Annotated in this window: 22 protein-coding genes; 9 read left to right on the forward strand and 13 right to left on the reverse strand. The window is 64.7% G+C overall.

All coding sequences use genetic code 11. The features are described 5' to 3' along the window. Positions 1-159 precede the first annotated feature (159 nt). The 7 genes from XCSCFBP4642_RS0119700 (at position 160) to XCSCFBP4642_RS0119730 (ending at position 8,150) form a co-directional block, all read left to right on the forward strand. The gene (locus tag XCSCFBP4642_RS0119700) at positions 160-1,431 is read left to right on the forward strand and encodes an efflux RND transporter periplasmic adaptor subunit (RefSeq protein WP_029221286.1); all 1,272 of its coding nucleotides are present in this window, start codon (positions 160-162) and stop codon (positions 1,429-1,431) included. Positions 1,432-1,468: 37 nt separating this feature from the next. Then, on the forward strand, positions 1,469-2,188 hold the full coding sequence (locus XCSCFBP4642_RS0119705; RefSeq protein WP_029221287.1) for an ABC transporter ATP-binding protein: 720 nt from the start codon (positions 1,469-1,471) through the stop codon (positions 2,186-2,188). 11 nt (positions 2,189-2,199) lie between these two features. Continuing rightward, positions 2,200-3,501 (forward strand): ABC transporter permease, encoded by a 1,302-nt coding sequence (locus XCSCFBP4642_RS0119710; protein WP_029221288.1) that lies wholly within the window; start codon positions 2,200-2,202, stop codon positions 3,499-3,501. A 55-nt stretch (positions 3,502-3,556) separates the two neighbouring features. Beyond that, positions 3,557-4,783 carry an ABC transporter permease gene (locus tag XCSCFBP4642_RS0119715; RefSeq protein WP_029221289.1) on the forward strand — a complete coding sequence of 409 codons (1,227 nt, stop codon included), beginning with the start codon at positions 3,557-3,559 and terminating at the stop codon, positions 4,781-4,783. Between the two features lie 122 nt (positions 4,784-4,905). Then, entirely contained in the window at positions 4,906-5,310 is a 405-nt protein-coding gene (locus XCSCFBP4642_RS0119720) for a hypothetical protein (protein WP_033899430.1), read from the forward strand. A 147-nt stretch (positions 5,311-5,457) separates the two neighbouring features. Next, positions 5,458-6,795 carry a sigma-54-dependent transcriptional regulator gene (locus tag XCSCFBP4642_RS0119725; protein WP_029221291.1) on the forward strand — a complete coding sequence of 446 codons (1,338 nt, stop codon included), beginning with the start codon at positions 5,458-5,460 and terminating at the stop codon, positions 6,793-6,795. An 8-nt stretch (positions 6,796-6,803) separates the two neighbouring features. Beyond that, positions 6,804-8,150: a sensor histidine kinase gene (locus XCSCFBP4642_RS0119730; RefSeq protein ID WP_029221292.1), complete on the forward strand. Its 1,347-nt coding sequence runs from the start codon at positions 6,804-6,806 to the stop codon at positions 8,148-8,150. 314 nt (positions 8,151-8,464) lie between these two features. On the opposite strand, the gene glmU is transcribed toward XCSCFBP4642_RS0119730, so the two are convergent. Continuing rightward, the gene (glmU, locus tag XCSCFBP4642_RS0119735; RefSeq protein WP_029221293.1) at positions 8,465-9,829 is read right to left on the reverse strand and encodes a bifunctional UDP-N-acetylglucosamine diphosphorylase/glucosamine-1-phosphate N-acetyltransferase GlmU; all 1,365 of its coding nucleotides are present in this window, start codon (positions 9,827-9,829) and stop codon (positions 8,465-8,467) included. A 146-nt stretch (positions 9,830-9,975) separates the two neighbouring features. On the opposite strand from glmU, the gene XCSCFBP4642_RS0119740 reads away from it, so the two are divergent. Beyond that, positions 9,976-10,359, forward strand: a complete 384-nt coding sequence (locus XCSCFBP4642_RS0119740; protein WP_029221294.1) for a GtrA family protein — start codon at positions 9,976-9,978, stop codon at positions 10,357-10,359. A 396-nt stretch (positions 10,360-10,755) separates the two neighbouring features. On the opposite strand, the gene XCSCFBP4642_RS0119745 is transcribed toward XCSCFBP4642_RS0119740, so the two are convergent. From XCSCFBP4642_RS0119745 to XCSCFBP4642_RS0119795, 10 genes are all read right to left on the reverse strand, one after another. Further along, a complete protein-coding gene (locus XCSCFBP4642_RS0119745; RefSeq protein WP_029221295.1) occupies positions 10,756-11,343 on the reverse strand; it encodes a chorismate mutase in 588 nt (195 codons plus the stop codon). A gap of 230 nt (positions 11,344-11,573) precedes the next feature. Then, positions 11,574-11,996 (reverse strand): F0F1 ATP synthase subunit epsilon, encoded by a 423-nt coding sequence (locus XCSCFBP4642_RS0119755; protein WP_002814084.1) that lies wholly within the window; start codon positions 11,994-11,996, stop codon positions 11,574-11,576. Positions 11,997-12,138: 142 nt separating this feature from the next. Then, positions 12,139-13,545 (reverse strand): F0F1 ATP synthase subunit beta, encoded by a 1,407-nt coding sequence (gene atpD, locus XCSCFBP4642_RS0119760; protein ID WP_029221296.1) that lies wholly within the window; start codon positions 13,543-13,545, stop codon positions 12,139-12,141. 143 nt (positions 13,546-13,688) lie between these two features. Then, a complete protein-coding gene (gene atpG, locus XCSCFBP4642_RS0119765) occupies positions 13,689-14,552 on the reverse strand; it encodes a F0F1 ATP synthase subunit gamma (RefSeq protein ID WP_029221297.1) in 864 nt (287 codons plus the stop codon). 190 nt (positions 14,553-14,742) lie between these two features. Beyond that, positions 14,743-16,290, reverse strand: coding sequence for a F0F1 ATP synthase subunit alpha (atpA, locus tag XCSCFBP4642_RS0119770; RefSeq protein ID WP_029221298.1), 1,548 nt, complete (start codon positions 16,288-16,290; stop codon positions 14,743-14,745). A gap of 47 nt (positions 16,291-16,337) precedes the next feature. Next, the gene (locus tag XCSCFBP4642_RS0119775; protein ID WP_029221299.1) at positions 16,338-16,871 is read right to left on the reverse strand and encodes a F0F1 ATP synthase subunit delta; all 534 of its coding nucleotides are present in this window, start codon (positions 16,869-16,871) and stop codon (positions 16,338-16,340) included. Between the two features lie 3 nt (positions 16,872-16,874). Continuing rightward, positions 16,875-17,345, reverse strand: coding sequence for a F0F1 ATP synthase subunit B (locus tag XCSCFBP4642_RS0119780; RefSeq protein ID WP_029221300.1), 471 nt, complete (start codon positions 17,343-17,345; stop codon positions 16,875-16,877). 113 nt (positions 17,346-17,458) lie between these two features. Beyond that, on the reverse strand, positions 17,459-17,761 hold the full coding sequence (gene atpE / locus XCSCFBP4642_RS0119785) for a F0F1 ATP synthase subunit C (protein WP_002814105.1): 303 nt from the start codon (positions 17,759-17,761) through the stop codon (positions 17,459-17,461). Positions 17,762-17,834: 73 nt separating this feature from the next. Further along, positions 17,835-18,635, reverse strand: a complete 801-nt coding sequence (atpB, locus tag XCSCFBP4642_RS0119790) for a F0F1 ATP synthase subunit A (protein WP_029221301.1) — start codon at positions 18,633-18,635, stop codon at positions 17,835-17,837. Between the two features lie 25 nt (positions 18,636-18,660). After that, positions 18,661-19,026 carry a hypothetical protein gene (locus tag XCSCFBP4642_RS0119795; RefSeq protein WP_016901016.1) on the reverse strand — a complete coding sequence of 122 codons (366 nt, stop codon included), beginning with the start codon at positions 19,024-19,026 and terminating at the stop codon, positions 18,661-18,663. Between the two features lie 631 nt (positions 19,027-19,657). Here XCSCFBP4642_RS0119795 and XCSCFBP4642_RS0119800 point away from each other — a divergent pair. Next, positions 19,658-20,470, forward strand: a complete 813-nt coding sequence (locus XCSCFBP4642_RS0119800) for a hypothetical protein (RefSeq protein ID WP_029221302.1) — start codon at positions 19,658-19,660, stop codon at positions 20,468-20,470. Here the strand turns inward: XCSCFBP4642_RS0119800 and XCSCFBP4642_RS28910 are convergent. Continuing rightward, positions 20,433-20,684 carry a hypothetical protein gene (locus XCSCFBP4642_RS28910; RefSeq protein ID WP_152527310.1) on the reverse strand — a complete coding sequence of 84 codons (252 nt, stop codon included), beginning with the start codon at positions 20,682-20,684 and terminating at the stop codon, positions 20,433-20,435. The two genes, XCSCFBP4642_RS0119800 and XCSCFBP4642_RS28910, sit on opposite strands and share 38 nt — an antisense overlap. Before the next feature lie 220 nt (positions 20,685-20,904). Further along, positions 20,905-22,734, reverse strand: a complete 1,830-nt coding sequence (lpdA, locus tag XCSCFBP4642_RS0119805; protein WP_029221303.1) for a dihydrolipoyl dehydrogenase — start codon at positions 22,732-22,734, stop codon at positions 20,905-20,907. Positions 22,735-22,750 lie beyond the last annotated feature (16 nt).

Consider the following 22,750-nt stretch of genomic DNA (forward strand, 5'->3'; position numbering starts at 1 on the left):
CTTGTCCACTGCATGACCGCGACCGGACAGCGTGTCCGCCCAAGTGTCTGCGGACACTGCGGACACTCCCAGCTTCGCCACAAATCCAAGCCATTTCAGTTACTTGGCGATTGGCACGGCGCCTGCTTTATTACCGTGACGCCACCGAGCACGCCCGCCATGATTCGTGACACCTCCGCCCAGGACCACCTCATCCGCACACCCGCTCTCGCCGCGCCATGGCGTCGCTGGCTGTGGCCCGGCATTGCGACCTTGGCGGTGCTGGCCGGTATCGGTTGGGCGATCACCGCGTGGAGCGCCGGCAGCCGCTCGTTCGATGCCAGCCGGGTGCGCATTGCCACCGTCACCCAGGGCGTCCTGGTCCGCGACATCGCCGCCGATGGCCGGGTGATCGCCGCCAACAGCCCGGTGCTGTACGCCATCTCCGCCGGCACGGTGACGTTGAGCGTGGTGGCGGGCGATGTGGTCAAGCAGGGCCAGGAGCTGGCGCGCATCGACAGCCCCGAGCTGCGCAGCAAGCTGGCACAGGAGCAGGCCACCCTGGCCGGGCTGGAAGCCGAATCCAGCCGCGCGGCCCTGGATGCCACGCTGGCGCGCGCCACTGCCGGCAAGCTCACCGACCAGGCCAAGATCGACCGGCAGGCCGCCGCACGCGACCTGGAGCGCTACCAGCGCGGCTTCGATGGCGGCGCGGTGCCGCAGGTGGAACTGGCCAAGGCCCAGGACACCCTGAAGAAGACCGACATCGACCTGCAGCACGCCCAGCGCGATGCGGCGTTGAAGAGCCGGGGCGCGGACCTGGATTCGCGCAACAAGCGCCTGCTGGCCGATCGCCAGCGCGCCGTGGTGGCCGAAGTGCAGCGCCAGGTGGACGCGCTCACCCTGTTGGCGCCGTTCGATGGCCAGGTCGGCCAGGTGCAGGCGGTGCAGCACACCCAGGTGGCGGCCAATGCGCCGATCCTGGGCGTGGTGGATCTGTCCAAGTTCGAAGTCGAGATCAAGGTACCGGAAAGCTTCGCGCGCGATCTGGCGATCGGCATGCCGGCCCAGCTGACCAGCGGCAGCGGCGAACCGTTTCCCGGCGCCATCTCGGCGGTGTCGCCGGAGGTGGTCAACGGCGAAGTCACCGCACGCATCCGCTTCACCGACAAACAACCGCCCGGCCTGCGCCAGAGCCAGCGCATGAGCGCACGCGTGCTGCTGGATACGCGCCGCAACGTGCTCAAGGTCGAACGCGGCCCCTTCGTCGAGCAGTCCGGCGGCAGCTATGCCTACGTGATGGATGGCAACACCGCCGCGCGCCGCCCGGTCAAGCTCGGTGTCAGCAGCCTTGGCGAAGTGCAGGTGCTGTCCGGCCTGCAGGCAGGCGACCGCGTGGTGGTGTCCGGCGCAGACAACTTCGGCGACGCACCGCGCGTCACCGTCCACTAATTCTTTTCACTTCTTACTTTTCGCAAAGGAATCGGCAATGCTCAAGATGCAAGCGGTCTCCAAGGTCTTCCGCACCGAACAGGTGGAAACCCACGCGCTGCGCTCGCTGGACCTGCATGTGCGCGAAGGCGAGTTCGTTGCCGTGACCGGGCCGTCCGGCTCGGGCAAGACCACCTTCCTCAATCTGGCCGGGCTGCTGGAAACCTTCACCAGCGGGCAGTACCTGCTCGATGGCGAAGACGTCAGCCACTTGTCCGACGACGCACGTTCGCGGCTGCGCAACCAGAAGATCGGCTTCATCTTCCAGGGTTTCAACCTGATTCCCGACCTCAACCTGTTCGACAACGTCGATGTGCCGCTGCGCTACCGCGGCATGCCGGCCGCCGAGCGCAAGCAGCGTATCGAAGACGCCCTGACCAAGGTCGGCCTGGGCTCGCGGCTGCGCCATTACCCCACCGAGCTGTCCGGTGGCCAACAGCAGCGCGCGGCGATCGCGCGCGCACTGGCAGGCAGCCCGCGCCTGCTGCTGGCCGACGAACCCACCGGCAATCTGGATTCGCAGATGGCACGCGGCGTGATGGAACTGCTGGAAGAGATCAACAGCCAGGGCACCACCATCGTCATGGTCACCCACGACCCGGAACTGGCTGCACGCGCGCAGCGCAACGTGCATATCGTCGATGGTCAGGCCACCGATCTGGAACGCAATCCCAGCCTGATGCGCGCGCCCAGCGCCGCTGCAACCCTGGCCGACTAAGGAGCCTGCCCATGTTCGGCTACTACTTCACTCTCGCGCTGCGCAGCTTTCGCCGCAACAAGGTCCTCACCGCATTGATGGTGCTGGCCATTGCGCTGGGCATCGGCGCCAGCATGACGACGTTGACGGTGTTCTATGTGTTGTCGGGCGATCCGATCCCGCAGAAGAGCGACCGGTTGTTCTATGTGCAGGTCGATGCGCAACCGAAGGCCGGCTATCAGCCGGGAGAGGAGCCCGATTACCAGTCCACCCGCTTCGACGCCGAAGCGCTGCTGCGTGAGAAGCGCGCCATGCGCCAGGCGATAATGACGGGTGGATATGTCGCGATCGAGCCACAGCGCAGCGGATTATCCCCGTTCAAGTTGAATGCGCGTTACAGCTCGGCCGATTTCTTTCCGATGTTCGACGTACCGTTCCTATATGGCCAAGGCTGGGCAAGCGTCAGCGACGAACGGCACGAACGTGTCGCAGTGATCAGCAAGTCGTTGAACGAAAAGTTGTTCGATGGTGGCAACAGCGTCGGACGCGAGCTGCGCGTGGACAAGAATACCTTTCGGATCGTAGGCGTGCTGGATAACTGGAAGATCGACCCACGCTTCTACGACATCACCGAAACCTACGGCTCGGATGAGCAGTTGTACATTCCATTCAGCGTAGCGATTGATCTGAAGTTGAGTCATTTTGGCGGAACCAACTGCTACGGCAAGGTCGAGGCTGGCGACTCCGCCGCGCTCAACGCGCCCTGTAGCTGGGTGCAGTACTGGGTGGAGCTGGAAAATGCCAAGCAGGCGAGCGATTACAAGGCCTACCTCGAAAATTATTCCGATCAACAACGTGCCGCCGGGCGTTTTACCCGGCCGAACAATGTGCGCCTGCGCAACGTGATGGAATGGCTGGACCACAACAAGGTCGTGCCCAGCGACGTACGCCTGCAACTGTGGCTGGCCATGGGCTTTCTGGTGGTGTGCCTGCTCAACACGGTAGGCCTGTTGCTGGCGAAATTCCTGCGCCGCAGCGGAGAGATCGGTGTGCGGCGCGCGCTTGGCGCATCGCGCGGCGCAATCTTTGCGCAGTGTCTGGTGGAGGCAGGGACCATCGGCCTGGCCGGTGGCATCTGCGGACTTGTGCTGGCGTGGCTGGGGCTGTGGGCCGTGCGTCAGCAACCGGTGGATTACGCCGCGCTGGCGCACCTGGATATCACGATGCTGCTGCTGACGTTCGCCATGGCGATCGCCGCGAGTCTGCTCGCCGGCATCCTGCCGTCCTGGCGCGCCATCCAGGTCGCACCGGCGCTGCAGTTGAAGTCGTCCTGAACCTCCCGCCCGCCGCACCGCGGCGGGCCACGCTCCCTATATTCAAGGTAAGCCCATGGACATCCGCCCTATCGTCTCCACCTTGCGCCGCCACAAGACGGCCGCCGCACTGATCGTGCTGGAGATCGCACTGGCTTGCGCCATCATCTGCAATTCGCTGTTCCTGATCGGCAATCGCCTGGACACCCTCCACAGCGCAAGCGGCATCGCCGAACAGGAGCTGCTCAGCATCCAGCTGGACGGCATCGGTCCGCAGGCCAATGCCGATGCGCGTACCCGGGAGGATCTGGCAGCGCTACGCGCGGTGCCCGGCGTGCGCAATGCGGTCATCACCAACCAAATCCCCTTCGTCAATTACTCGTCCAACACGGGGCTGACCCTGACCCCGGAGCAGGAACGCTCCACGCTCAATGCCGCGCAGTACCTGGTCAGCGAAGGCAGCCTGGATACACTTGGCCTGCAATTGAATGCCGGCCGCGACTTCAGCCCCGACGAATACATCAGCCAGGAAAAAGCCGATAACGACGATGAGGTCCGCAAGAAGGGCGCGGCGATCATTCTGACGCAGGGAGCGGCGGACAAGATGTTCCCCGACCATGGCGCGCTCGGCAAGACCATTTACTCTGGCGATGTCCCGCTGCGTATCGTCGGAATCGTGCGCACCCTGGCGCGGCCGAACAATGTCAATGGACTGTCGGCAAAGGACTATTCGATGCTGTTGCCTATCCGTCCTCCGTACACTGATGGGCAATACCTCGTGCGTGTCAGCGATCCTCTTCGACGGCCAGAGGTGCTGAAGGCGGCGGTGGTCGCCTTGATGAAGGTGGACAACAGCCGGCTAGTGCTGAAACAAGAGACCTACACCGAAATCCGCGACAAGTACTTCCGCAATGATCGCGCCATGATCTGGCTGCTTGGCGCGGTGTGCATCGCCCTGCTGATCGTCACTGCGCTAGGCATCGTTGGTTTGGCCAGCTTCTGGGTGCAGCAACGCACCAAGCAGATTGGCATCCGCCGTGCGCTGGGTGCAACGCGCAGCCAGATCCTGCGCTACTTCCAGATCGAGAATTTCCTGCTCGCCTCGGTCGGCATCGTGCTCGGCATGCTGATGGCCTACTCGATCAACGTCTGGCTGATGGCACGCTACGAATTGCCGCGACTGCCGGCGATCTACCTGCCGATTGGCGCGCTGCTGCTATGGATGCTCGGCCAGCTGGCGGTGTTCTGGCCGGCCCGCCGCGCAGCCGCGGTACCACCGGCCGTTGCCACCCGCAGCGCATGATGATCAGCGCCCCATCCCGGCCCCTGGTGGCCGGGATGAGGCCGGCGTTGCCACCCTCGGTCTCTTGCAACCACCATTCCGAACCGGACATCCATATGGCCACCTTTTTTGCGACACCGGCACTGATCGTCCTTGTAGCCCTCTGTGTTGTCCCCGCCGGCCAGGCGCATGCCGTAACCAAGGCCGGCGCTTCGACCCACGAGGTCCTTGTCGTCAATGACACCCGGCTCAACTGGCGCCACAACGATCAGGTTCTTGAGCTCGTCACCACCGGCGATGGCTTGCTGGTCACCCAGGCCAGCGTGGCGCTGGACCTGCAGTTGCAGCGCGGTGACCGCGTGCGCACGGCGGGCCGGACCCAGATCACCGCGGTGGCGCACTTGCTGGACGCGCTGCGTGCCGCTGCGGGCAAGCCCATCGTCGTGGAGGTCCTGCGCGATGGCGTCCAGCTGCGTCTGACCTGGACAGCGGCACGCTATGCGCCCTTGCTGCCGCCCGTCGCGCCGTTGCCGCCCACGCCACGCTAGCGTGGCCCAGGCGCCGCCGCAGCGGCCACATGCGTCCGCCACCGGTATTGCCTCACAACTGCCGACTCACTGCCCGGCAATGGGTTGTAGCGTCGTCCTGCACAGTATTCTGTGCCAATACCCCTTCGTGCCTTCCCGAGCAACGCGATGCCGCAGATCCTGATCATCGACGACAACACAGCGGTCGCCACCGCACTGGACGTGCTGTTCTCGCTGCATGACATCGAATCGATGCATGCGTCATCGCCGCAGGCCGGATTGTCGCTACTGGATGCGCAAGCCTTCGACCTGGTGATCCAGGACATGAACTTCACCGCCGACACCACCTCCGGCGAGGAAGGCGAAGCCTTGTTCACCCAGATCCGCCAGCGCCATCCGGACCTGCCGGTCATCCTGCTCACGGCCTGGACGCATCTGGGCAGCGCCGTCGGCCTGGTCAAGGCCGGTGCAGCCGATTACATCGCCAAGCCCTGGGACGACACCAGGCTGCTGACCACGGTCAACAACCTGCTGGAACTGTCCGAGGCACGTCGCGAGCTGCAGCGTCGCCGCGAACGCGAGCATCGCGGCCGCGAGCAACTCACCCAGCGCTATGACCTGCGCGGCGCGGTGTTCGCCGACCCTGCCAGCGAGCGCGCGATTGCATTGGCCTGCCAGGTGGCCCGCTCGGAATTGCCGGTGCTGATCACCGGCCCCAACGGCAGCGGCAAGGAGAAGATCGCCGAGATCATCCAGGCCAACTCCGCCGTCAGGCACGGCCCGTTCATCGCGCTCAACTGCGGCGCACTGCCCGGGGAGTTGATCGAGGCGGAACTGTTCGGCGCCGAGGCCGGTGCCTACACCGGCGCCAACAAGGCGCGCGAAGGCAAGTTCGAAGCCGCCGATGGCGGCACGCTGTTCCTGGACGAGATCGGCAATCTGCCGCTGGCGGGCCAGATGAAGCTGCTGCGCGTGCTGGAGACCGGCCGCTACGAGCGGCTGGGTTCCAACCGCGAGCGCCATGCCAAGGTGCGCGTCATCAGCGCCACCAACGCCGATCTGCCAGCGATGATCCGCGACGGCAGCTTTCGCGAGGATCTGTACTACCGCCTCAACACCGTGGAAATCGCCTTGCCCGCACTGGCCGAGCGCCCGGGCGACATCGTGCCCCTGGCCGACCACTTCCTGGCCGTCGGCACGCCCTTGTCGGCGCAGGCGCGCGATGCGCTGCAACGGCACGCATGGCCGGGCAACGTGCGCGAACTGCGCAACGTGCTGCAACGTGCGGCGCTGCTGGCACAAGGCGCACGCATCGAAGCCACCGACCTGAACCTGCCACGCACCGCAGCGCCGCTGGCGCCTGCGGCGAGCGAGCCCGACCGCGCACGCATCGAGCAGGCACTGGCACGCGCGCAAGGCGTCATCGCACAGGCCGCTGCCGACCTGGGACTGAGCCGACAGGCGCTGTACCGGCGCATGGACCGTTACGGCATCAAGTCGGAATGAAGCCCGGTATGTGGACACGCTCTTTTACGTCCTCGCTATTTCTTCGCCTGTTGCCGGTGCTGGCGCTGGCGGCCGCCTTGCCCTGGTTCACCGCTTATTGGCTGGACCACGGCTGGCAGGTTGCCGCGATCTCGGTGGTAGTGCTGTTGGCGGCGATGTGGTGGAGCCTGCGCCGCGCCACCGCACCAATGCGCTCGCTGTTCCGCGCCCTGGCCGGCACCACCAGCAGTTACCGCGACGGCGAGTACACCTTCGGCGTGTACTGGCGCGGCAACGACGAGCTGGCACAGCTGGTGCAGGCGCATGCCGAACTCGGTGACGTCTTGCGTGCGCAGCGGCGCGACCTGGTACAGCGCGAATTGATGCTGGACACCATGCTGCAGAACACGCCGGTGGCGATGCTGCTCGTCATTGCCGGCGGCGACAGCCTGCGGCGGATCGGCTTTTCCAACAACGCCGCGCGCAAGCTGCTGCACGACGGGCGCAAGCTCGAAGGCCAGCATCTGGACGATGTGCTCGAACGCATGCCCGGCGAACTGCGCGATGCCCTGGCGCGCGGCGGCGATTGCCTGTTCGCAGTACGCGAAGACGGCGATGACGAAGACGACGAGCAGATCTATCACCTGTCACGGCGCAGCTTCCACCTCAACGGCCGCGGCCACGAATTGCTGCTGATCCGCACCCTTACCACCGAGTTGCGCCGCCAGGAAGTGCAGACCTGGAAGAAGGTCATCCGGGTGATCAGCCACGAGTTGAACAATTCGCTGGCGCCGATCGCCTCGCTGGCGCATTCGGGCGCGGAATTGTTGCGGCGCGAACGCATCGACCGCCTGGGCACTGTCTTTGAAACCATCGAAGAACGCGCGCGCCATCTGGAAGGTTTCATCCGCGGCTATGCGCGTTTTGCCAAGCTGCCACAGCCACAATTGCAGACCATCGAGTGGGCGCCATTCCTGGAGCGCCTGCGGCAGCAGATCCCGTTCCAGCTGCAGGGCGAGCTGAGCGATATCGCCAGCCGCATCGATGCCGCGCAGGTCGAGCAGGCGCTGCTCAATCTTCTCAAGAATGCGCACGAAGCCTGCAGCGAGGCACAGCCGCCCAACAGCGATGTCGCGGTGCGGGTCACGCGCGTGCCGCAGTGGTTGCGCATCGAAGTGCTCGACCGCGGCAACGGCATGAACGAAGCAGTGCTGCACAACGCACTGATGCCGTTCTATTCGACCAAGCGCAATGGCACCGGCCTTGGCCTTGCGCTCACCCGCGAAATTGCCGAAGCGCATGGCGGCCGCATCTCGCTGCATAACCGCGAACACGGCGGGCTGTGCGTGACCTTGCTGTTGCCGTTGGCGGCCTGAAAGCAGCAAGGCGCTCAGGATTGAATAGCGCTTGAGATCCATGCAACCCATGCGTTGCATCAGGCCGCCGGTCGCGGACGCGCCTCGCGCACGTGGTAGGAGCGCCCCTGGGCGCGATGGCGTTACCGGTAATGCCTGTCGCGCCCAGGAGCGCTCCTACGCATCCATGCGGCACGACACAGCTGCTGAGCCCGTTAGCCGCCTTGACGCGTCGCCATGAGAACCGCGGCGCTGTCGCGCGCTTCCGATGGGTCGCGGCCACCAAGCGCAATCAGCGCCAGCGCTGTTCGCTGCGATCCGGGGTGCAGCGCAGCCTATTTCTTGGTCGGCCGTTCCCAGCCTTCGATCACGGTCTGCCGTGCACGCGTCACCGTGAGCTGACCCGCCGGCGCATCGCGCGTGATCACCGACCCGGCACCGATGGTGGAATGGGCACCAATCGCGATCGGCGCCACCAGCGCGCTGTTGGACCCGACAAAGGCGCCATCGCCGATGGTGGTCTGCGACTTGTTCACGCCATCGTAGTTGCAGGTGATGGTGCCGGCACCGATGTTGACCTTGCTGCCGATCACCGCATCGCCCAGATAGGTCAGATGGTTGGCCTTGCTGCCGACGCCCATGGTGACCTTCTTGGTCTCGACGAAATTACCGATATGCACGCCATCGGCCAGCACCGTGCCCGGGCGCAGGCGTGCGAACGGCCCGACCAGTACCGCGCCTTCGGTGACCACCCCTTCCAGATCGCAATGCGCACGCACCTGCGTGCCGGGGCCGAGGTTGACGTCGCGCAGGCGCACGAACGGGCCGATCACCACGCCATCGCCGAGTGTCACATCGCCTTCCAGGATCACATCGATATCCAGCTGCACATCACGGCCCACCTTGACCGTACCGCGCTGCTCCACGCGCGCGGGGTCGGCCATGCGCACGCCCTCCAGGCACAACGCGCGTGCGGCGCGCAGTTGCCAGGCGCGCTCGAGCTGGGCGAGCTGCCACGGGTCGTTGGCGCCTTCCACGTCCTGCGGGTCGGCCACATGCACCATCTCGGCCGGGGTGAAGTCGGCGGCCGCGCTGGCGAAGATATCGGTCAGATAGAACTCGCCCTGCACATTGTCGTTGGACAGGCCGCTCAACCAGCGACGCAGCGCGGTGGATTCGGCGGTCACGATGCCGGTATTGATGGTGCGGATGCGCCGCTGCTCGTCGTTGGTGTCCTTCTGTTCGACGATCGCGGCCACCTTGCCTTCGGCATCGCGCAGGACGCGCCCGTAGCCGGTGGGGTTGGCCAGTTCGGCGACCAATACCGCCATGCGGCCGGGCGCATGCAGCAACTGCAGCAGGCTTTCGCTGCGGATCAGCGGCACATCGCCATACAACACCAGCACGGTGGCCGCATCGGGCACCGCATCCATCGCCTGCTGGACCGCATGGCCGGTGCCCAGTTGCTGCCGCTGCTCGGCCCAGTGCAGATCGTCCTGCGCGGCAAACGCCGCACGCACCTGGTCGCCGCCGTGCCCGTACACGATGTGGATCGCCGCCGGCTGTAGCTGCCGCGCCGTGGCGATCACGTGCGCCAGCATCGGTTGGCCCGCCAGCGGTTGCAGCACCTTGGGCAGCGCCGAGCGCATGCGCTTGCCCTCGCCCGCGGCCAGGATCACAACGTGCAGGGGCAAAGTCATCACTACGTTCCGGTTGCAGGACAGACCCGAATTCTAGTCGCAGTGCCGCAACGCGGCGTGGTCGCTGCATGCCATCAACACGCGATGACACGTTTTTAAGCGTTGCCCCCGCTAGGATGGGCGCCCTTTCCCCACGTCCGGCACGCATGAGCCTGTTTCGCCAAGGCGGCCAGTTCACCCTGATCGGCGCCCTGCAGCTGGCCGTGGATTGCAGCATCTTCATTGCCGCCACCGCCGCCGGCATGCCCGCAGCGCCTGCCAACCTGCTCGGACGTGTCAGCGGTGCACTGCTCGGCTTCTGGCTCAACGGCCGCTACACCTTCGCCCGCCAGGAGGGCGCTCGCCTGGGCTGGCAGCGCTTCCGCCGCTTTGCGGTGATGTGGCTGACCTTGACGCTCATCAGCACCTGGCTGCTGTCGACTGCCGTGGATCTGCTCGGCCTGGGTCAGGCCTGGCTGGCCAAACCGCTGGTCGAAGGCGGGTTGGCGATTGTGTCGTTCTTTCTGGGCCGGCACGTGGTGTACCGCTGAGGCAAGACAAGCGCCCCCAGCGACCGGCCGCATGGCAGCACCCAGCGTGCGCTCGACCTGAGCCTGTCGCGTGCGCTCGCTGTCGACATGGAGCGCAGCCAACGAAGACGCCATGACATGGCACTGTCGTTCGACCACATCGCTCCGTCGGTCGCAGAGGACGTTACAACTAGGCGTTTTCCCGCGTCGAATCCGACGCCGCTGCACAACGCGGGGGTTCGCGGCATTCGGGAGATGCGGCAAAGACCTCCACCACGAACAGATGGAGCGGCCAGACACTCCTGACCGCAAGCCGGTTGATCACCCGTCCCCAGGCCAGCCGCCCACGCGTGGGCCATCACGCGTCACTGCATCATCGGCCTAGCTGCAGCCATCCACCCGATCGATCACCGCCCACTAGGACTTGTTGCCTGCCGGTTGGCAGAAATCGCCCAGGCTGCGTACCAGTGCCGCGCGATGCAACGCGTCCAGTTGCCACTGCGCGGCATAGTGCGCGGCCGCACGCGCGGTGCTGGCCGGGCACTCGGGGGCCGCCCGTGCCGGCCCTGCGGCGGCCAGTGCATCGAGCAACTCGCCTTGCAGTTGATCCAGCCGCGTGCGCAACGCGACCAGATCCGGCCGGGCGGTCTCCGGAGCGCGGCCCCGCTCGTGCCAATGATTCAGCAGTGCGTATTGCACCGCCTTGTTCGCTTCGATCTGCGCGGCAAAGAAGCGCACCGCGTCATCGGGCTCCAGTCCATGCACGGAGGCCTGATCGCGCACGCTCAGCAACACCGCCGCCTCGCGCGTCTGATCCAGTACCGGCTTGCCGCTGTCCCACTTGCTCAACGCCACCGCATCCCCGATGGCATTGCGCTGCACGATGCGGCCCAGCAGCGGGTCCAATGACGGCTGGCTGCGCGCAGGCAACGCACAGCCCAGCAGCGTCACGGCAAGCGTGGCGGAGATTGCGTAACCGCGAAGGCCTTCGGTCAAGCGGGTCATGCGGTGCTCCTCGACTCACGGATATTGTCTGCCATGGCGCGCCCGATGCGCAGCACGGCGCGGTGGCAGGCAGTGTGCGCGCTCCCGGCCGCCCGATGCGGCCGGCCGCGCAACAGACTCTCCAAAAACGAAAACGCCGGCACGAAGGCCAGCGTTTCTTTCGGATCCACACCAGGGTGCGGCACTCCTGCTCAATCGCATCACCTGCCCGGCGACGGGCATGTGTTCGATCAGTGCTTGAGCGTGCGGCGCAAGCGCTCCAGCGCCTGCAACTGCACCGTTGCCTCGGCCAGCTGACGCTGTGCCTGGGCCACGTCCACGGTGTCGCCACGGTTGGCCAGCAGACGCTCGGCCTCTTCCTTGACCTTGCGCACGGCAGCTTCGTCGATGTCCTGCGCACGCACCGCGGTGTCGACCAGCACGGTCACCACCTGCGGCTGCACTTCCAGGATGCCGCCGGAGATGGCGAAGTCCAGCTGTTCGCCGCTGGCGGTGGTTACCACCACCTTGCCCGGCTTCAGGCGGGTGATCAGCGGCGCGTGCTTGGGCGCAATGCCCAGCTCGCCCAGCTCGCCGGTGGCCACGACCAGCGTCGCCTCACCGTGGAAGATTTCCTTCTCGGCGCTGACGATGTCGCAACGGATAGTGCTCATGGTGCCTCGCGTTGTGAGGCGGGGATTGGGGATTGGGGATTGGGGATTGGCAACAGCGGCGTTCACCGTCGTTCCCATCCTCATCCACCGTCCCAATCACCGCCGTACCAAATCCCGAATCCCGAATGCCAAATCCCGGCTCTTACGCCTTGGCGCTCATCTTGTTGGCTTTCTCGACGGCTTCCTCGATGCTGCCGACCATGTAGAACGCCTGCTCCGGCAGGTGGTCGTATTCGCCGTCGCAGATCGCCTTGAAGCCGCGGATGGTGTCCTTCAGCGAGACGTACTTGCCCGGCGAGCCGGTGAACACTTCGGCCACGTGGAAGGGCTGGCTGAAGAAGCGCTCGATCTTGCGTGCGCGCGACACCGACTGCTTGTCTTCTTCGCTCAGCTCGTCCATGCCCAGGATCGCGATGATGTCCTTCAGTTCCTTGTACTTCTGCAAGGTCTGCTGGACGCGCTGGGCGGTGTCGTAATGCTCGTGACCGATCACCAGCGGGTCCATCTGACGGCTGGTGGAGTCCAGCGGATCCACGGCCGGGTAGATACCCAGCGAGGCGATGTTACGGCTCAGCGTCACCGTCGAGTCCAGGTGGGCGAAGGTGGTCGCCGGCGACGGGTCGGTCAGGTCGTCCGCAGGCACGTACACGGCCTGGATCGAGGTGATCGAACCGCTCTTGGTCGAGGTGATGCGCTCCTGCAGCACGCCCATTTCTTCGGCCAGGGTCGGCTGATAGCCCACGGCCGACGGCATGCGGCCGAGCAGCGCGGACACTTCGGTACCGGCCAGCGTGTAGCGGTAGATGTTGTCCACGAACAACAGCACGTCCTTGCCCTTGCCGTTGGCGTCCTTCTCGTCGCGGAAGTACTCGGCCATGGTCAGGCCGGTCAGCGCAACGCGCAGACGGTTGCCCGGCGGCTCGTTCATCTGGCCGTACACCATCGCGACCTTGTCCAGAACGTTGGAGTCCTTCATCTCGTGGTAGAAGTCGTTGCCCTCACGGGTACGCTCGCCCACGCCGGCGAACACGGACAGACCCGAGTGCGCCTTGGCGATGTTGTTGATCAGTTCCATCATGTTGACGGTCTTGCCGACGCCGGCGCCGCCGAACAAGCCGACCTTGCCGCCCTTGGCGAACGGGCACATCAGGTCGATGACCTTGATGCCGGTTTCCAGCAGCTCGGTGCTGGACGACTGGTCTTCATACGATGGCGCGCCGCGATGGATTTCCCAATGGTCCGACGCCTGCACGTCGCCGGCCTCGTCGATCGGGCGACCCAGCACGTCCATGATGCGGCCCAGCGTGCCGGCGCCGACCGGCACCGAGATAGCGCGTTCGGTGTTGGTGGCGACCAGGTTGCGCTTCAGGCCGTCGGTGGAGCCCAGCGCAATCGTGCGCACCACGCCGTCGCCCAGCTGCTGCTGTACTTCCAGGGTGATTTCGGTGCCGTCGACCTTCAGTGCGTGATACACCTTCGGCACTTCATTGCGCGGGAATTCGACGTCGACGACCGCGCCGATGATCTGAACGATCTTGCCCTGACTCATTTTGCTGCTCCGGTTAGCTTTGTTCTGTCCGAGTGGCCGATGCCATCTCGTTGAATTTGTGATTTGGGATTCGTGATTGGGGATTCGCAAGGGCGCAGTCCGCTGCGCTCCTACCAATCCCGAATCCCCAATCCCGGCCGTGCTTACACAGCGGCCGCGCCGCTGACGATTTCCGAAATTTCCTGAGTGATCGCCGCCTGACGCGCTTTGTTGTAGACCAGTTGCAAGGTGCCGATCATCTTGTTGGCATTGTCGCTGGCGGCCTTCATCGCCACCATGCGCGCGGCATGTTCGGAGGCCACGTTTTCCAGCACGGCCTGGTACACCAGCGACTCGATGTAACGCGTCATCACGTGCTCCAGCACGGTGGCGGCATCGGGTTCGTACAGGTAGTCCCAATCGTGATGGGCCACCTTGTGCTCGGCGGCCGGCAGCGGCAGCAGCTGATCGAAGCTGGCCTTCTGCGTCATCGTGTTCACGAAGCGGTTGTAGACCAGATACACGCGGTCGACCTTGCCCTCGATGAAGGCATCGATCATCACCTTGATCACGCCGATCAGCTGCTCCACCTGCGGGCTGTCGCCCAGGTGGGTCACGCTGCCGACCATGTTGACCTTGACGCGACGGAAGAACGCCGACGCCTTCTGCCCGATGGTCACCACGTCGATCTCGGCGCCGGTGTCCTGCCACGGACGCACTTCGCCCAGCATCTTGCGGAACAGGTTGTTGTTCAGACCGCCGGCCAGGCCGCGATCGGAAGAGATCACGATGTAGCCGACCCGCTTGACCTGCTCGGGCTCGACCAGGAACGGATGCTGGAAATCGGTGCTGGCCTGCGCCAGATGCCCGATCACCTGCTTCATCGCCTGCGCATACGGACGCGAGGTCTTCATGCGGTCCTGCGCCTTGCGGATCTTGGAGGCCGAGACCATTTCGAGCGCGCGCGTCACCTTGCGGGTGTTCTGCACGCTCTTGATCTTGGTTTTGATTTCGCGTCCGCCTGCCATACTCGCTCGCTTCGCTCGCTTAGTGGGATTCGGAAATCGGGATTCGGGATTGGCTAAAGCCCCCTACCTCACCGTTTCCGCAAACCCCGGATGCCTAACTTCTGGGAATGAAAAGCGGGGGCTCGGTATCAGCCAAAGCTCCGAACCACCGCTCCTACCAATCCCGAATGCCCAATCCCGAATCCCGGCCTCACCAGCTGCCCGTGGTCTTGAACTCTTCGATGTCCTTCTTGAACGCGGCTTCGATGTCGTTGTCCCAACCGCCGGTGCTGTTGATCCTGGAGACCAGCTCGCCCTGGGTGTTGGCGAAGTGCGCGTGCAGGCCTTCTTCGAACGCCAGCAGCTTGTTGACCGGCACGTCGTCGAGGTAACCCTCGTTGACGGCGTAGATCGACAGCGCCTGGTTGGCGATGGACATCGGCGCGTACTGCTTCTGCTTCATCAGTTCGGTGACGCGCTGACCGCGCTCGAGCTGCTTGCGGGTCGCTTCGTCCAGGTCAGAGGCGAACTGCGCGAACGCGGCCAGCTCACGGTACTGCGCCAGCGAGATACGGATGCCGCCGGACAGCTTCTTGATGATCTTGGTCTGGGCTGCACCACCGACGCGCGACACCGAGATACCGGCGTTGACGGCCGGACGGATACCGGCGTTGAACAGGTCGGTTTCCAGGAAGATCTGGCCGTCGGTGATCGAGATCACGTTGGTCGGCACGAAGGCAGAAACGTCGCCGGCCTGCGTTTCGATGATCGGCAGTGCGGTCAGCGAGCCGGTCTTGCCGGTCACCGCACCGTTGGTGAACTTCTCCACGTACTCCTCGGACACGCGCGCAGCGCGCTCCAGCAGGCGGGAGTGCAGATAGAACACGTCGCCCGGATAGGCTTCGCGGCCCGGCGGACGCTTGAGCAGCAGCGAGATCTGGCGGTAGGCCACGGCCTGCTTGGACAGATCGTCGTAGACGATCAGCGCGTCTTCGCCGCGGTCCATGAAGTACTCGCCCATGGTGCAGCCGGCATACGGGCTGATGTACTGCATCGCGGCCGATTCGGACGCGGTGGCAGCCACCACCACGGTGTGCGCCAGCGCGCCGTTTTCTTCCAGCTTGCGCACGATGTTGGCAACGGTCGAAGCCTTCTGACCGATCGCCACGTACACGCACTTGATGCCGGTGCCCTTCTGGTTGATCACCGCATCGATCGCCAGCGCGGTCTTGCCGGTCTGACGGTCGCCGATGACCAATTCGCGCTGACCACGGCCGATCGGAATCATCGCATCGACCGACTTGTAACCGGTCTGCACCGGCTGGTCGACCGACTTGCGCCAGATCACGCCGGGCGCAACGCGCTCCACCGGTGCGGTCTGGGTGGCGCCCAGCGGGCCCTTGCCGTCGATCGGCTCGCCCAGTGCGTTGACCACGCGACCGAGCAGTTCCGGACCCACCGGCACTTCCAGGATGCGGCCGGTGGTCTTGGCCACGTCGCCTTCGCGCAGGTTTTCGTAATCGCCCAGCACCACGGCGCCGACCGAATCGCGCTCCAGGTTCAGTGCGAGCGCGAAGGTATTGTTCGGCAGTTCGATCATTTCGCCCTGCATCACGTCGGCCAGGCCGAAGATGCGCACGATGCCGTCGGACACGCTGGTCACGGAGCCTTCGTTGCGCGACTCTGCGGACAGCTTGACCGCCTCGATGCGGGTCTTGATCAGGTCGCTGATTTCGGAGGGGTTGAGCGTGGTTGCCATCGTTCAGTCCTAGGTGCCGGCCGCAGGGGCCATGCGTTTATGTGAATTCAGTGGGCGAGCGAGCTTTGCAGACGCGCAAGCTTGCCCTTCAGCGAGCCGTCGATGACCACGTCGCCGGTGTCGATCACCGCGCCGCCGATCAGCGACGCATCCACCGCGGTGGTGATGTCCACCTCGCGGCCGAAACGCTTCTTCAGCGCAGCAGCGATCGTGTCCAGTTCCGCCTGGCTCATTGCAGCCGCCGAGGTCACCGTCGCCTTGACGACGTGTTCGGCTTCGGCCCGCAGGTGTTCGTACAGCCCTGCCACTTCCGGCAGCAGCGACAGCCGCTGCGCATCGGCCAGCACGCCGAGGAAACGCAGATAATCCTCGCCCGCCTGCGGAGGCGCCAGCAGCGTCACTGCCTGATCCTGGCCCAGGGCCGGGTTGAGCAGCAATGCAGCCACGCGCGGGTCGCCGGCCACCTGCGCCGAAAACGCCAGCGCATCGGACCAGGGCGCGAAGTTGCCGCCCTCACGCGCGATCGCAAACGCGGCACGGCCGTACGGACGGGCAAGGGTGAGGGTGAGGGCCTGACTCATCGCTTAGATCTCCGCCGCCAGCTCGTCGAGCAGCGCCTTGTGGGCGTTGGCATCGATTTCGCGCTTGAGCAGCTTTTCGGCACCGCTGACGGCCAGCACCGAGACCTGCTTGCGCAGTTCCTCGCGGGCACGGGTGGCGGATGCGTCGATTTCGGTCTGCGCCAGATCCTTCTGACGGGTCGCTTCGGCAATTGCCTCCTGCTTGGCCGCTTCGATGATCTGGTTGGCGCGCGCATGGGCCTGATCGATGATCTCGTTGGCCTTGGTGCGCGCGTCCTTCAGTGCTTCGTTGACCTTTTCCTGCGCCTGCGCCAGATCCTTCTGACTACGATCGGCCGCAGCCAGACCTTCGGCGATCTTTTGCTGACGCTCTTCGATCGCCTGCAGCAGCGGCGGCCAGATTTTGGTCGCGACGATCCAGATCAGACCGGCGAAGGCCAGCGCCTGGGCAAAGATGGTAAGGGTGATATCCATGGGTCGCTCAATCGCTGTTTAGGGGTGAAAGCGCCACCGCACAGGCGGCGCTTTCCGACCTTCATCCGCGGAGGCAACCGAAATGGCTGCCTCCACCTCCCGCTACCGCTGGATCAGCCGGCAGCCTGCGACAGACGCTCGATGAACACCTGGGCCAGCGGGTTGGCGAAAGCGAACAGCAGGCCGACGGCGACGCTGATGATGAACGCGGCGTCGATCAGGCCGGCGGTGATGAACATGCGGACCTGCAGCACCGGGATCAGTTCCGGCTGGCGCGCAGCCGATTCCAGGAACTTGCCAGCCATGATGGCCAGACCGAGGCCGGCACCCAGCGCGGCCAGGCCGATCATGATGCCGACGGCGAGGACGGTGGAGCTCTGGACTTGAGCGAGGTTGGTCAGGACGGCGAGGTACATGGTGATCTCCGAACGAAGGTTTCTAAGGGTGATGGATGAATCGGGATGAAGCGTATGAAGGGTGCAGCGAAACTCAGTGACTGTCTTCGGCAAGGCTCAGATACACGATCGACAGCATCATGAAAATGAAGGCCTGCAGCGGAATCACCAACAGGTGGAACAGCATCCAGCCGAGGCCGAATACGCCGCCAGCGACCATGCCGGCGATGCCCGCACCGCCCAGCACCCAGATCAGCAGGAAGACGATCTCGCCGCCGAACATGTTGCCGAACAGTCGCATCGCCAACGAAATCGGCTTGCTCAGCCACTCGACGATGTTCAAAAGCAGGTTGAACGGCATCATCCACTTGCCGAACGGCGCCGTCAGGAATTCCTTGGTCATGCCGCCCACGCCCTTGGAGCGCAGCGAGAACACGATCATCAGGAAGAACACGCTGATCGACATGCCCAAGGTGGCATTGACGTCGGCGGTCGGTACCGGCTTCCAGGCGTGGATGCCTGCCCAGCCCAGCGGAATGGCGATGAAGTCGGCCGGGATCATCTTGATGAGGTTCATCAACAGGATCCAGAAGAAGATCGTGATGGCGATCGGCGTCACCAGCTTGCTGGTGCCGTGATAGGTGTCCTTGGCCTGCCGGTCGACGAACTCCAGGCAGATTTCCACGAACGCCTGCCACTTGCCCGGCACGCCGGCAGTGGCCTTGCGGGTCGCAGTCCAGAAGGCCAGCACCATGATCAGACCCATCAGCACGGCCATGATCAGGGTATCGACGTGGATGGTCCAAAACGTACCGCCACCGTCACGAACCGGATAGATCAGGTTCTGCAGGTGATGCTGGATATAGGAGGTAGGTGTTGCTGCCTCGCCCGCCATGTGTACGTAGCCCTTTTAGTTCGGATCAACGCCTGGCCAGAGCCAGAACCTGAAAAATCAGCCCGATGGCGATACCTGCCAACAGAGCCAGAGGGGGCAGCCGCCACAGGCCGAAGCCAAGCGCCAGCGCCACGAAAACCAACACCCACTTCAACACCATCGCCAGGATCAACCGGACCATGGCAATGCCGGCTGCCTGGATACCGCCCCCGAGCGCGGTACGTGCCGCAACCCAACCGCCCAGTACCGTCGCAAACCCGGTCAATGCCAGACCGGCAGAGTAACGGGGACCGACCAACAGCAACCCCAGACTGGTTATAGCTACGGCGGCAAGCGGATATACCGCAGCGCGCAGCATCAACCGCCGACCCGCGTCAACGGAGTTCAGCACTACGGTTACCTTACGTGTGAATGAGTGGGAAGCGCAGTTGCGCCTCGTCTAGCCGCGAAAGTATAGCAATGGGACAAATTGCGAGACAACCGGCAGAGGTCATAAGTTGCTGCGACGCACCAGGTGTTGGTGGCGGCACCGGGCGGGAACTTTGCCACAAACCGGCGGTCATAACCCACGAGGCCTGCGCATCCTCGTCGAAAGGTGGCACCGCAGGCCGCATCTGGGAGCCCTGGGAGTCCGGGGCTCCTGCTTTTACGCCTGTGCGCGCCGCAGCGACCTTCCCACCGACGGTCCAATCCGCTGCAGTGCACGATCGTCTGCGCTTCGCAGGGCCGGGCACCCGGTGTAGCCATACGTATTCAGCCGACCAGATTGCGCAATTGGCAGGGTGGACCGTACTGCGTGGTATGCGCTGACGCACACTTTGCAGGTGCCGAACTTCGCGTCAGAAACAGGGTCATCGGTGCGCGAGGCCCATGCCTGTTGACGATGCGGACCGTTTTGTCCGATTGCTATGTCCACCTTCACAGACATGCGACGGGCCCTTCACTTTTGGAAGACGCCCCCTTATCGATAGTGCGCGCCACTGGCTCAACGGCCTGACCATTCCAAGCAATCGGAGCTCCCCATGAAACACCTTCTCGCACTGGCGATCCCGTGCGTCCTGGCCGCCGCCTACGCCGCGCCTGCCCACGCCGAAGACACCGATGATCGCTTCCAGATTCGTCTGGGTGCGATGAATGTCGACAACGACAACACCATCCGTGGCAACACGCTGGTGGCAGGCAACACTGTGTCGGTCAACGAAGACTTCAAGCTCGGCGGCAAGGAATGGGAGCCGCGCGTGGACGGCGTGTTCCGCATCAGCACCCGCCAGCGCCTGATCTTCGATTACTTCAAGTACGACAAGGATCGCCGCGAGACCCTGACCCAGGACATCAGCGGCGGTGGCGTCACCGTCCCGACCGGCAGCTTCATCAAGGGCGAGCTGAAGTATCAGGTTGCCACCCTGGTGTATGACTACTCGGTGATCGATTCGCCGGAATTCAGCCTGGGCCTGCAGATCGGCGCCGAATACGCCAAGGTCGAAGCCAACGCGTACGCCGACCTGGGCAGCGTCTTCAGCGGCGATGTGCTGGACGAGAGCGAAGACGGCGTTGCGCCGGTGGTCGGCATCCGCTTCACCGCGCGCCCGAGCGAGCATTGGCTGTTCAATGTACAGGGCCAGTACCTCAACACCAGCTGGGGCGATTTCGGCGACTACGAAGGCGACCTGAGCCGCGCCAATGCGATGGCCGAATACCGCTTCACCAAGAACTTCGGCATCTTCGCCGGCTACGACTGGTTCAAGCTCGACGTCGACCAGCGCGGCAGCGACGGCCTGATCGGCCTGAAGCAGGAGTTCAAGGGCCCGGTGGCAGGCGTGACCTTCGCGTTCTGATCGACGCGCAGCGTTGCACCAAAAGGCCCGCGTTTTGCGGGCCTTTTGTCTTTTTTTGTGCGGTGCCGACAGCACCAGCGAGTGCGCCGATATCGCCATGCGCGACCTGTTGCGTCAGCGCACCCGGCATCTGCGCCTTGAAAGCCGGATCGGCATGGCAATGCCGCACCAGCATCCACACCGTCACGCCCGCCTGCGCCACACGGCAGGTCATTGTGTCCGACGACGATGCACCGGACCCTCGTCCTGCTGCGCAGCTGCAACGCGCCATGGGACCACAGCGCAGAGCATCAGCACTGCGAGCACTGCATTCCGTGGCGCATGCAGCGCCCCGGTGGGAACGGCCGCACCCTGAAACCCGCCCGGCAGCACACCGAAACGACAACGCCCCGCGCAAGGCGGGGCGTCGCTGGCCGTGCCGCAAGTGGCGGCGCTTACTTCTTCTTCGGGATGTACAGGTCGGTGATGGTGCCGTCGTAGACCTCGGCGGCCATGCCGACCGATTCGCTCAGGGTCGGATGGGCGTGGATGGTGTGGCCGATGTCTTCGGCCTCGGCGCCCATCTCGATGGCCAGGCCGATCTCGGCCAGCAGGTCACCGGCATGCACGCCGACGATGGCGCCACCGATGATGCGGTGGGTGTCTTCGTCGAAGATCAGCTTGGTGAAGCCTTCGGTGCGGCCGATGCCGATCGCGCGGCCGCTGGCAGCCCACGGGAATTTGGCCACGCCGACCTTCAGGCCCTTGGCCTTTGCTTCGGTCTCGGTGACGCCGACCCAGGCGATTTCCGGGTTGGTGTACGCCACCGACGGGATCACCCGCGCCACCCATTCCCGGCCTTTACCAGGAACGCCCTCGCCGGCAGCCACTTCGGCGGCCAGCTTGCCTTCGTGGGTGGCCTTGTGCGCCAGCATCGGGTTACCGACGATGTCGCCGATGGCGAAGATGTGCGGCACGTTGGTGCGCATCTGCCGGTCGACCGGAATGAAGCCGCGCTCGGTGACGGTGACGCCGGCCTTGTCCGCGCCGATCTTCTTGCCGTTGGGCGAACGGCCCACCGCGACCAGCACGCGATCATAGGTGATCGCATCCAACGCCGGCTTCTCGCCCTCGGCGGCCGCTTCGAAGCCAACGGTGATGCCCTTCTTGTCGGCCTTGACGTCGGCGGCCTTGGTCTTGAGATGGACCTCAACGCCCTGCTTCTTCAAGCGATCGGCCAGCGGCTTGACCAGGTCCTTGTCGGCGCCCGGCATCAGCTGGTCCATGAACTCGACCACGGTGACCTTGCTGCCCAGCGCGCTGTACACCGTGGCCATTTCCAGGCCGATGATGCCGCCGCCGACCACCAGCAGGGTCTTGGGGATGTCGTGCAGTTCCAGCGCGTCGGTGGAGTCCATCACGCGCTCGTCGTCCCACGGGAAGTTGGGCAGCTTCACCGCCTGCGAGCCGGCCGCGATGATGCAGTGCTCGAAGCGCAGCAGCTGGGTCTTGCCGTCGTTGCCGACGATCTCCAGCTCATTGGGCGAAACGAACGTTGCCACGCCGGTAACGGTGCGTACCTTGCGCTGCTTGGCCATGCTGGCCAGCCCGCCGGTGAGCTTGCCGACTACTTTTTCCTTGTACTCGCGCAGCTTGTCCAGGGTGATCCTGGGCTGACCGAAATCCACGCCGAAGTCGCCGGCATGGGCCACTTCATCGATCACCGCAGCAGCGTGCAGCAGCGCCTTGGACGGAATGCAGCCGACGTTGAGGCAGACACCGCCCAGGCTGGCATAGCGCTCGATCAGCACCGTCTCCAGGCCCAGGTCGGCGGCGCGGAAGGCGGCGGTGTAGCCGCCGGGGCCGGCGCCGAGCACCACCATCTTGCATTCGATATCGGCAGTCTTGCCGCTGGCCAGCGCCGGCTTGGGCGCAGCCGGCTCGGCCGGGGCACGGTGCGACGGCGTTACCGGCGGCTTGCTGCCGGGTGCGGCGACCGCAGCAGCCTTGGTCTCGGCCTTCGCAGGCGCAGGCGCGGCGGCCTCGCCTTCGGTTTCCAGCAGCAGCACCACCGCCCCTTCGGACAGGGTGTCGCCCATCTTGACCTTGAGTTCCTTGACCACGCCGGCAGCCGAGGACGGCACTTCCAGCGTGGCCTTGTCCGACTCCAGCGTCACCAGGCCCTGGTCCTTGGCCACGCTGTCGCCGACGGCGACCAGCACTTCGATGACGGGGACATCGCTGTAATCGCCGATGTCGGGAACCTTGATTTCAATGACCGCCATTTGCTTCTCCTGTAGC

It is taken from the genome of Xanthomonas cassavae CFBP 4642 (assembly GCF_000454545.1).
In the GTDB taxonomy this organism is placed as follows: domain Bacteria; phylum Pseudomonadota; class Gammaproteobacteria; order Xanthomonadales; family Xanthomonadaceae; genus Xanthomonas; species Xanthomonas cassavae.

Bases quoted from the DNA above. Each gene is read 5' to 3' on its own strand.
- XCSCFBP4642_RS0119700 (WP_029221286.1), top strand. From the start codon at position 160: ATGATTCGTGACACCTCCGCCCAGGACCACCTCATCCGCACACCCGCT.
- XCSCFBP4642_RS0119705 (WP_029221287.1), top strand. From the start codon at position 1,469: ATGCTCAAGATGCAAGCGGTCTCCAAGGTCTTCCGCACCGAACAGGTG.
- XCSCFBP4642_RS0119710 (WP_029221288.1), top strand. From the start codon at position 2,200: ATGTTCGGCTACTACTTCACTCTCGCGCTGCGCAGCTTTCGCCGCAAC.
- XCSCFBP4642_RS0119715 (WP_029221289.1), top strand. From the start codon at position 3,557: ATGGACATCCGCCCTATCGTCTCCACCTTGCGCCGCCACAAGACGGCC.
- XCSCFBP4642_RS0119725 (WP_029221291.1), top strand. From the start codon at position 5,458: ATGCCGCAGATCCTGATCATCGACGACAACACAGCGGTCGCCACCGCA.
- XCSCFBP4642_RS0119730 (WP_029221292.1), top strand. From the start codon at position 6,804: ATGTGGACACGCTCTTTTACGTCCTCGCTATTTCTTCGCCTGTTGCCG.
- glmU (WP_029221293.1), bottom strand. From the start codon at position 9,829: ATGACTTTGCCCCTGCACGTTGTGATCCTGGCCGCGGGCGAGGGCAAG.
- XCSCFBP4642_RS0119740 (WP_029221294.1), top strand. From the start codon at position 9,976: ATGAGCCTGTTTCGCCAAGGCGGCCAGTTCACCCTGATCGGCGCCCTG.
- XCSCFBP4642_RS0119745 (WP_029221295.1), bottom strand. From the start codon at position 11,343: ATGACCCGCTTGACCGAAGGCCTTCGCGGTTACGCAATCTCCGCCACG.
- XCSCFBP4642_RS0119755 (WP_002814084.1), bottom strand. From the start codon at position 11,996: ATGAGCACTATCCGTTGCGACATCGTCAGCGCCGAGAAGGAAATCTTC.
- atpD (WP_029221296.1), bottom strand. From the start codon at position 13,545: ATGAGTCAGGGCAAGATCGTTCAGATCATCGGCGCGGTCGTCGACGTC.
- atpG (WP_029221297.1), bottom strand. From the start codon at position 14,552: ATGGCAGGCGGACGCGAAATCAAAACCAAGATCAAGAGCGTGCAGAAC.
- atpA (WP_029221298.1), bottom strand. From the start codon at position 16,290: ATGGCAACCACGCTCAACCCCTCCGAAATCAGCGACCTGATCAAGACC.
- XCSCFBP4642_RS0119775 (WP_029221299.1), bottom strand. From the start codon at position 16,871: ATGAGTCAGGCCCTCACCCTCACCCTTGCCCGTCCGTACGGCCGTGCC.
- XCSCFBP4642_RS0119780 (WP_029221300.1), bottom strand. From the start codon at position 17,345: ATGGATATCACCCTTACCATCTTTGCCCAGGCGCTGGCCTTCGCCGGT.
- atpE (WP_002814105.1), bottom strand. From the start codon at position 17,761: ATGTACCTCGCCGTCCTGACCAACCTCGCTCAAGTCCAGAGCTCCACC.
- atpB (WP_029221301.1), bottom strand. From the start codon at position 18,635: ATGGCGGGCGAGGCAGCAACACCTACCTCCTATATCCAGCATCACCTG.
- XCSCFBP4642_RS0119800 (WP_029221302.1), top strand. From the start codon at position 19,658: ATGAAACACCTTCTCGCACTGGCGATCCCGTGCGTCCTGGCCGCCGCC.
- XCSCFBP4642_RS28910 (WP_152527310.1), bottom strand. From the start codon at position 20,684: ATGACCTGCCGTGTGGCGCAGGCGGGCGTGACGGTGTGGATGCTGGTG.
- lpdA (WP_029221303.1), bottom strand. From the start codon at position 22,734: ATGGCGGTCATTGAAATCAAGGTTCCCGACATCGGCGATTACAGCGAT.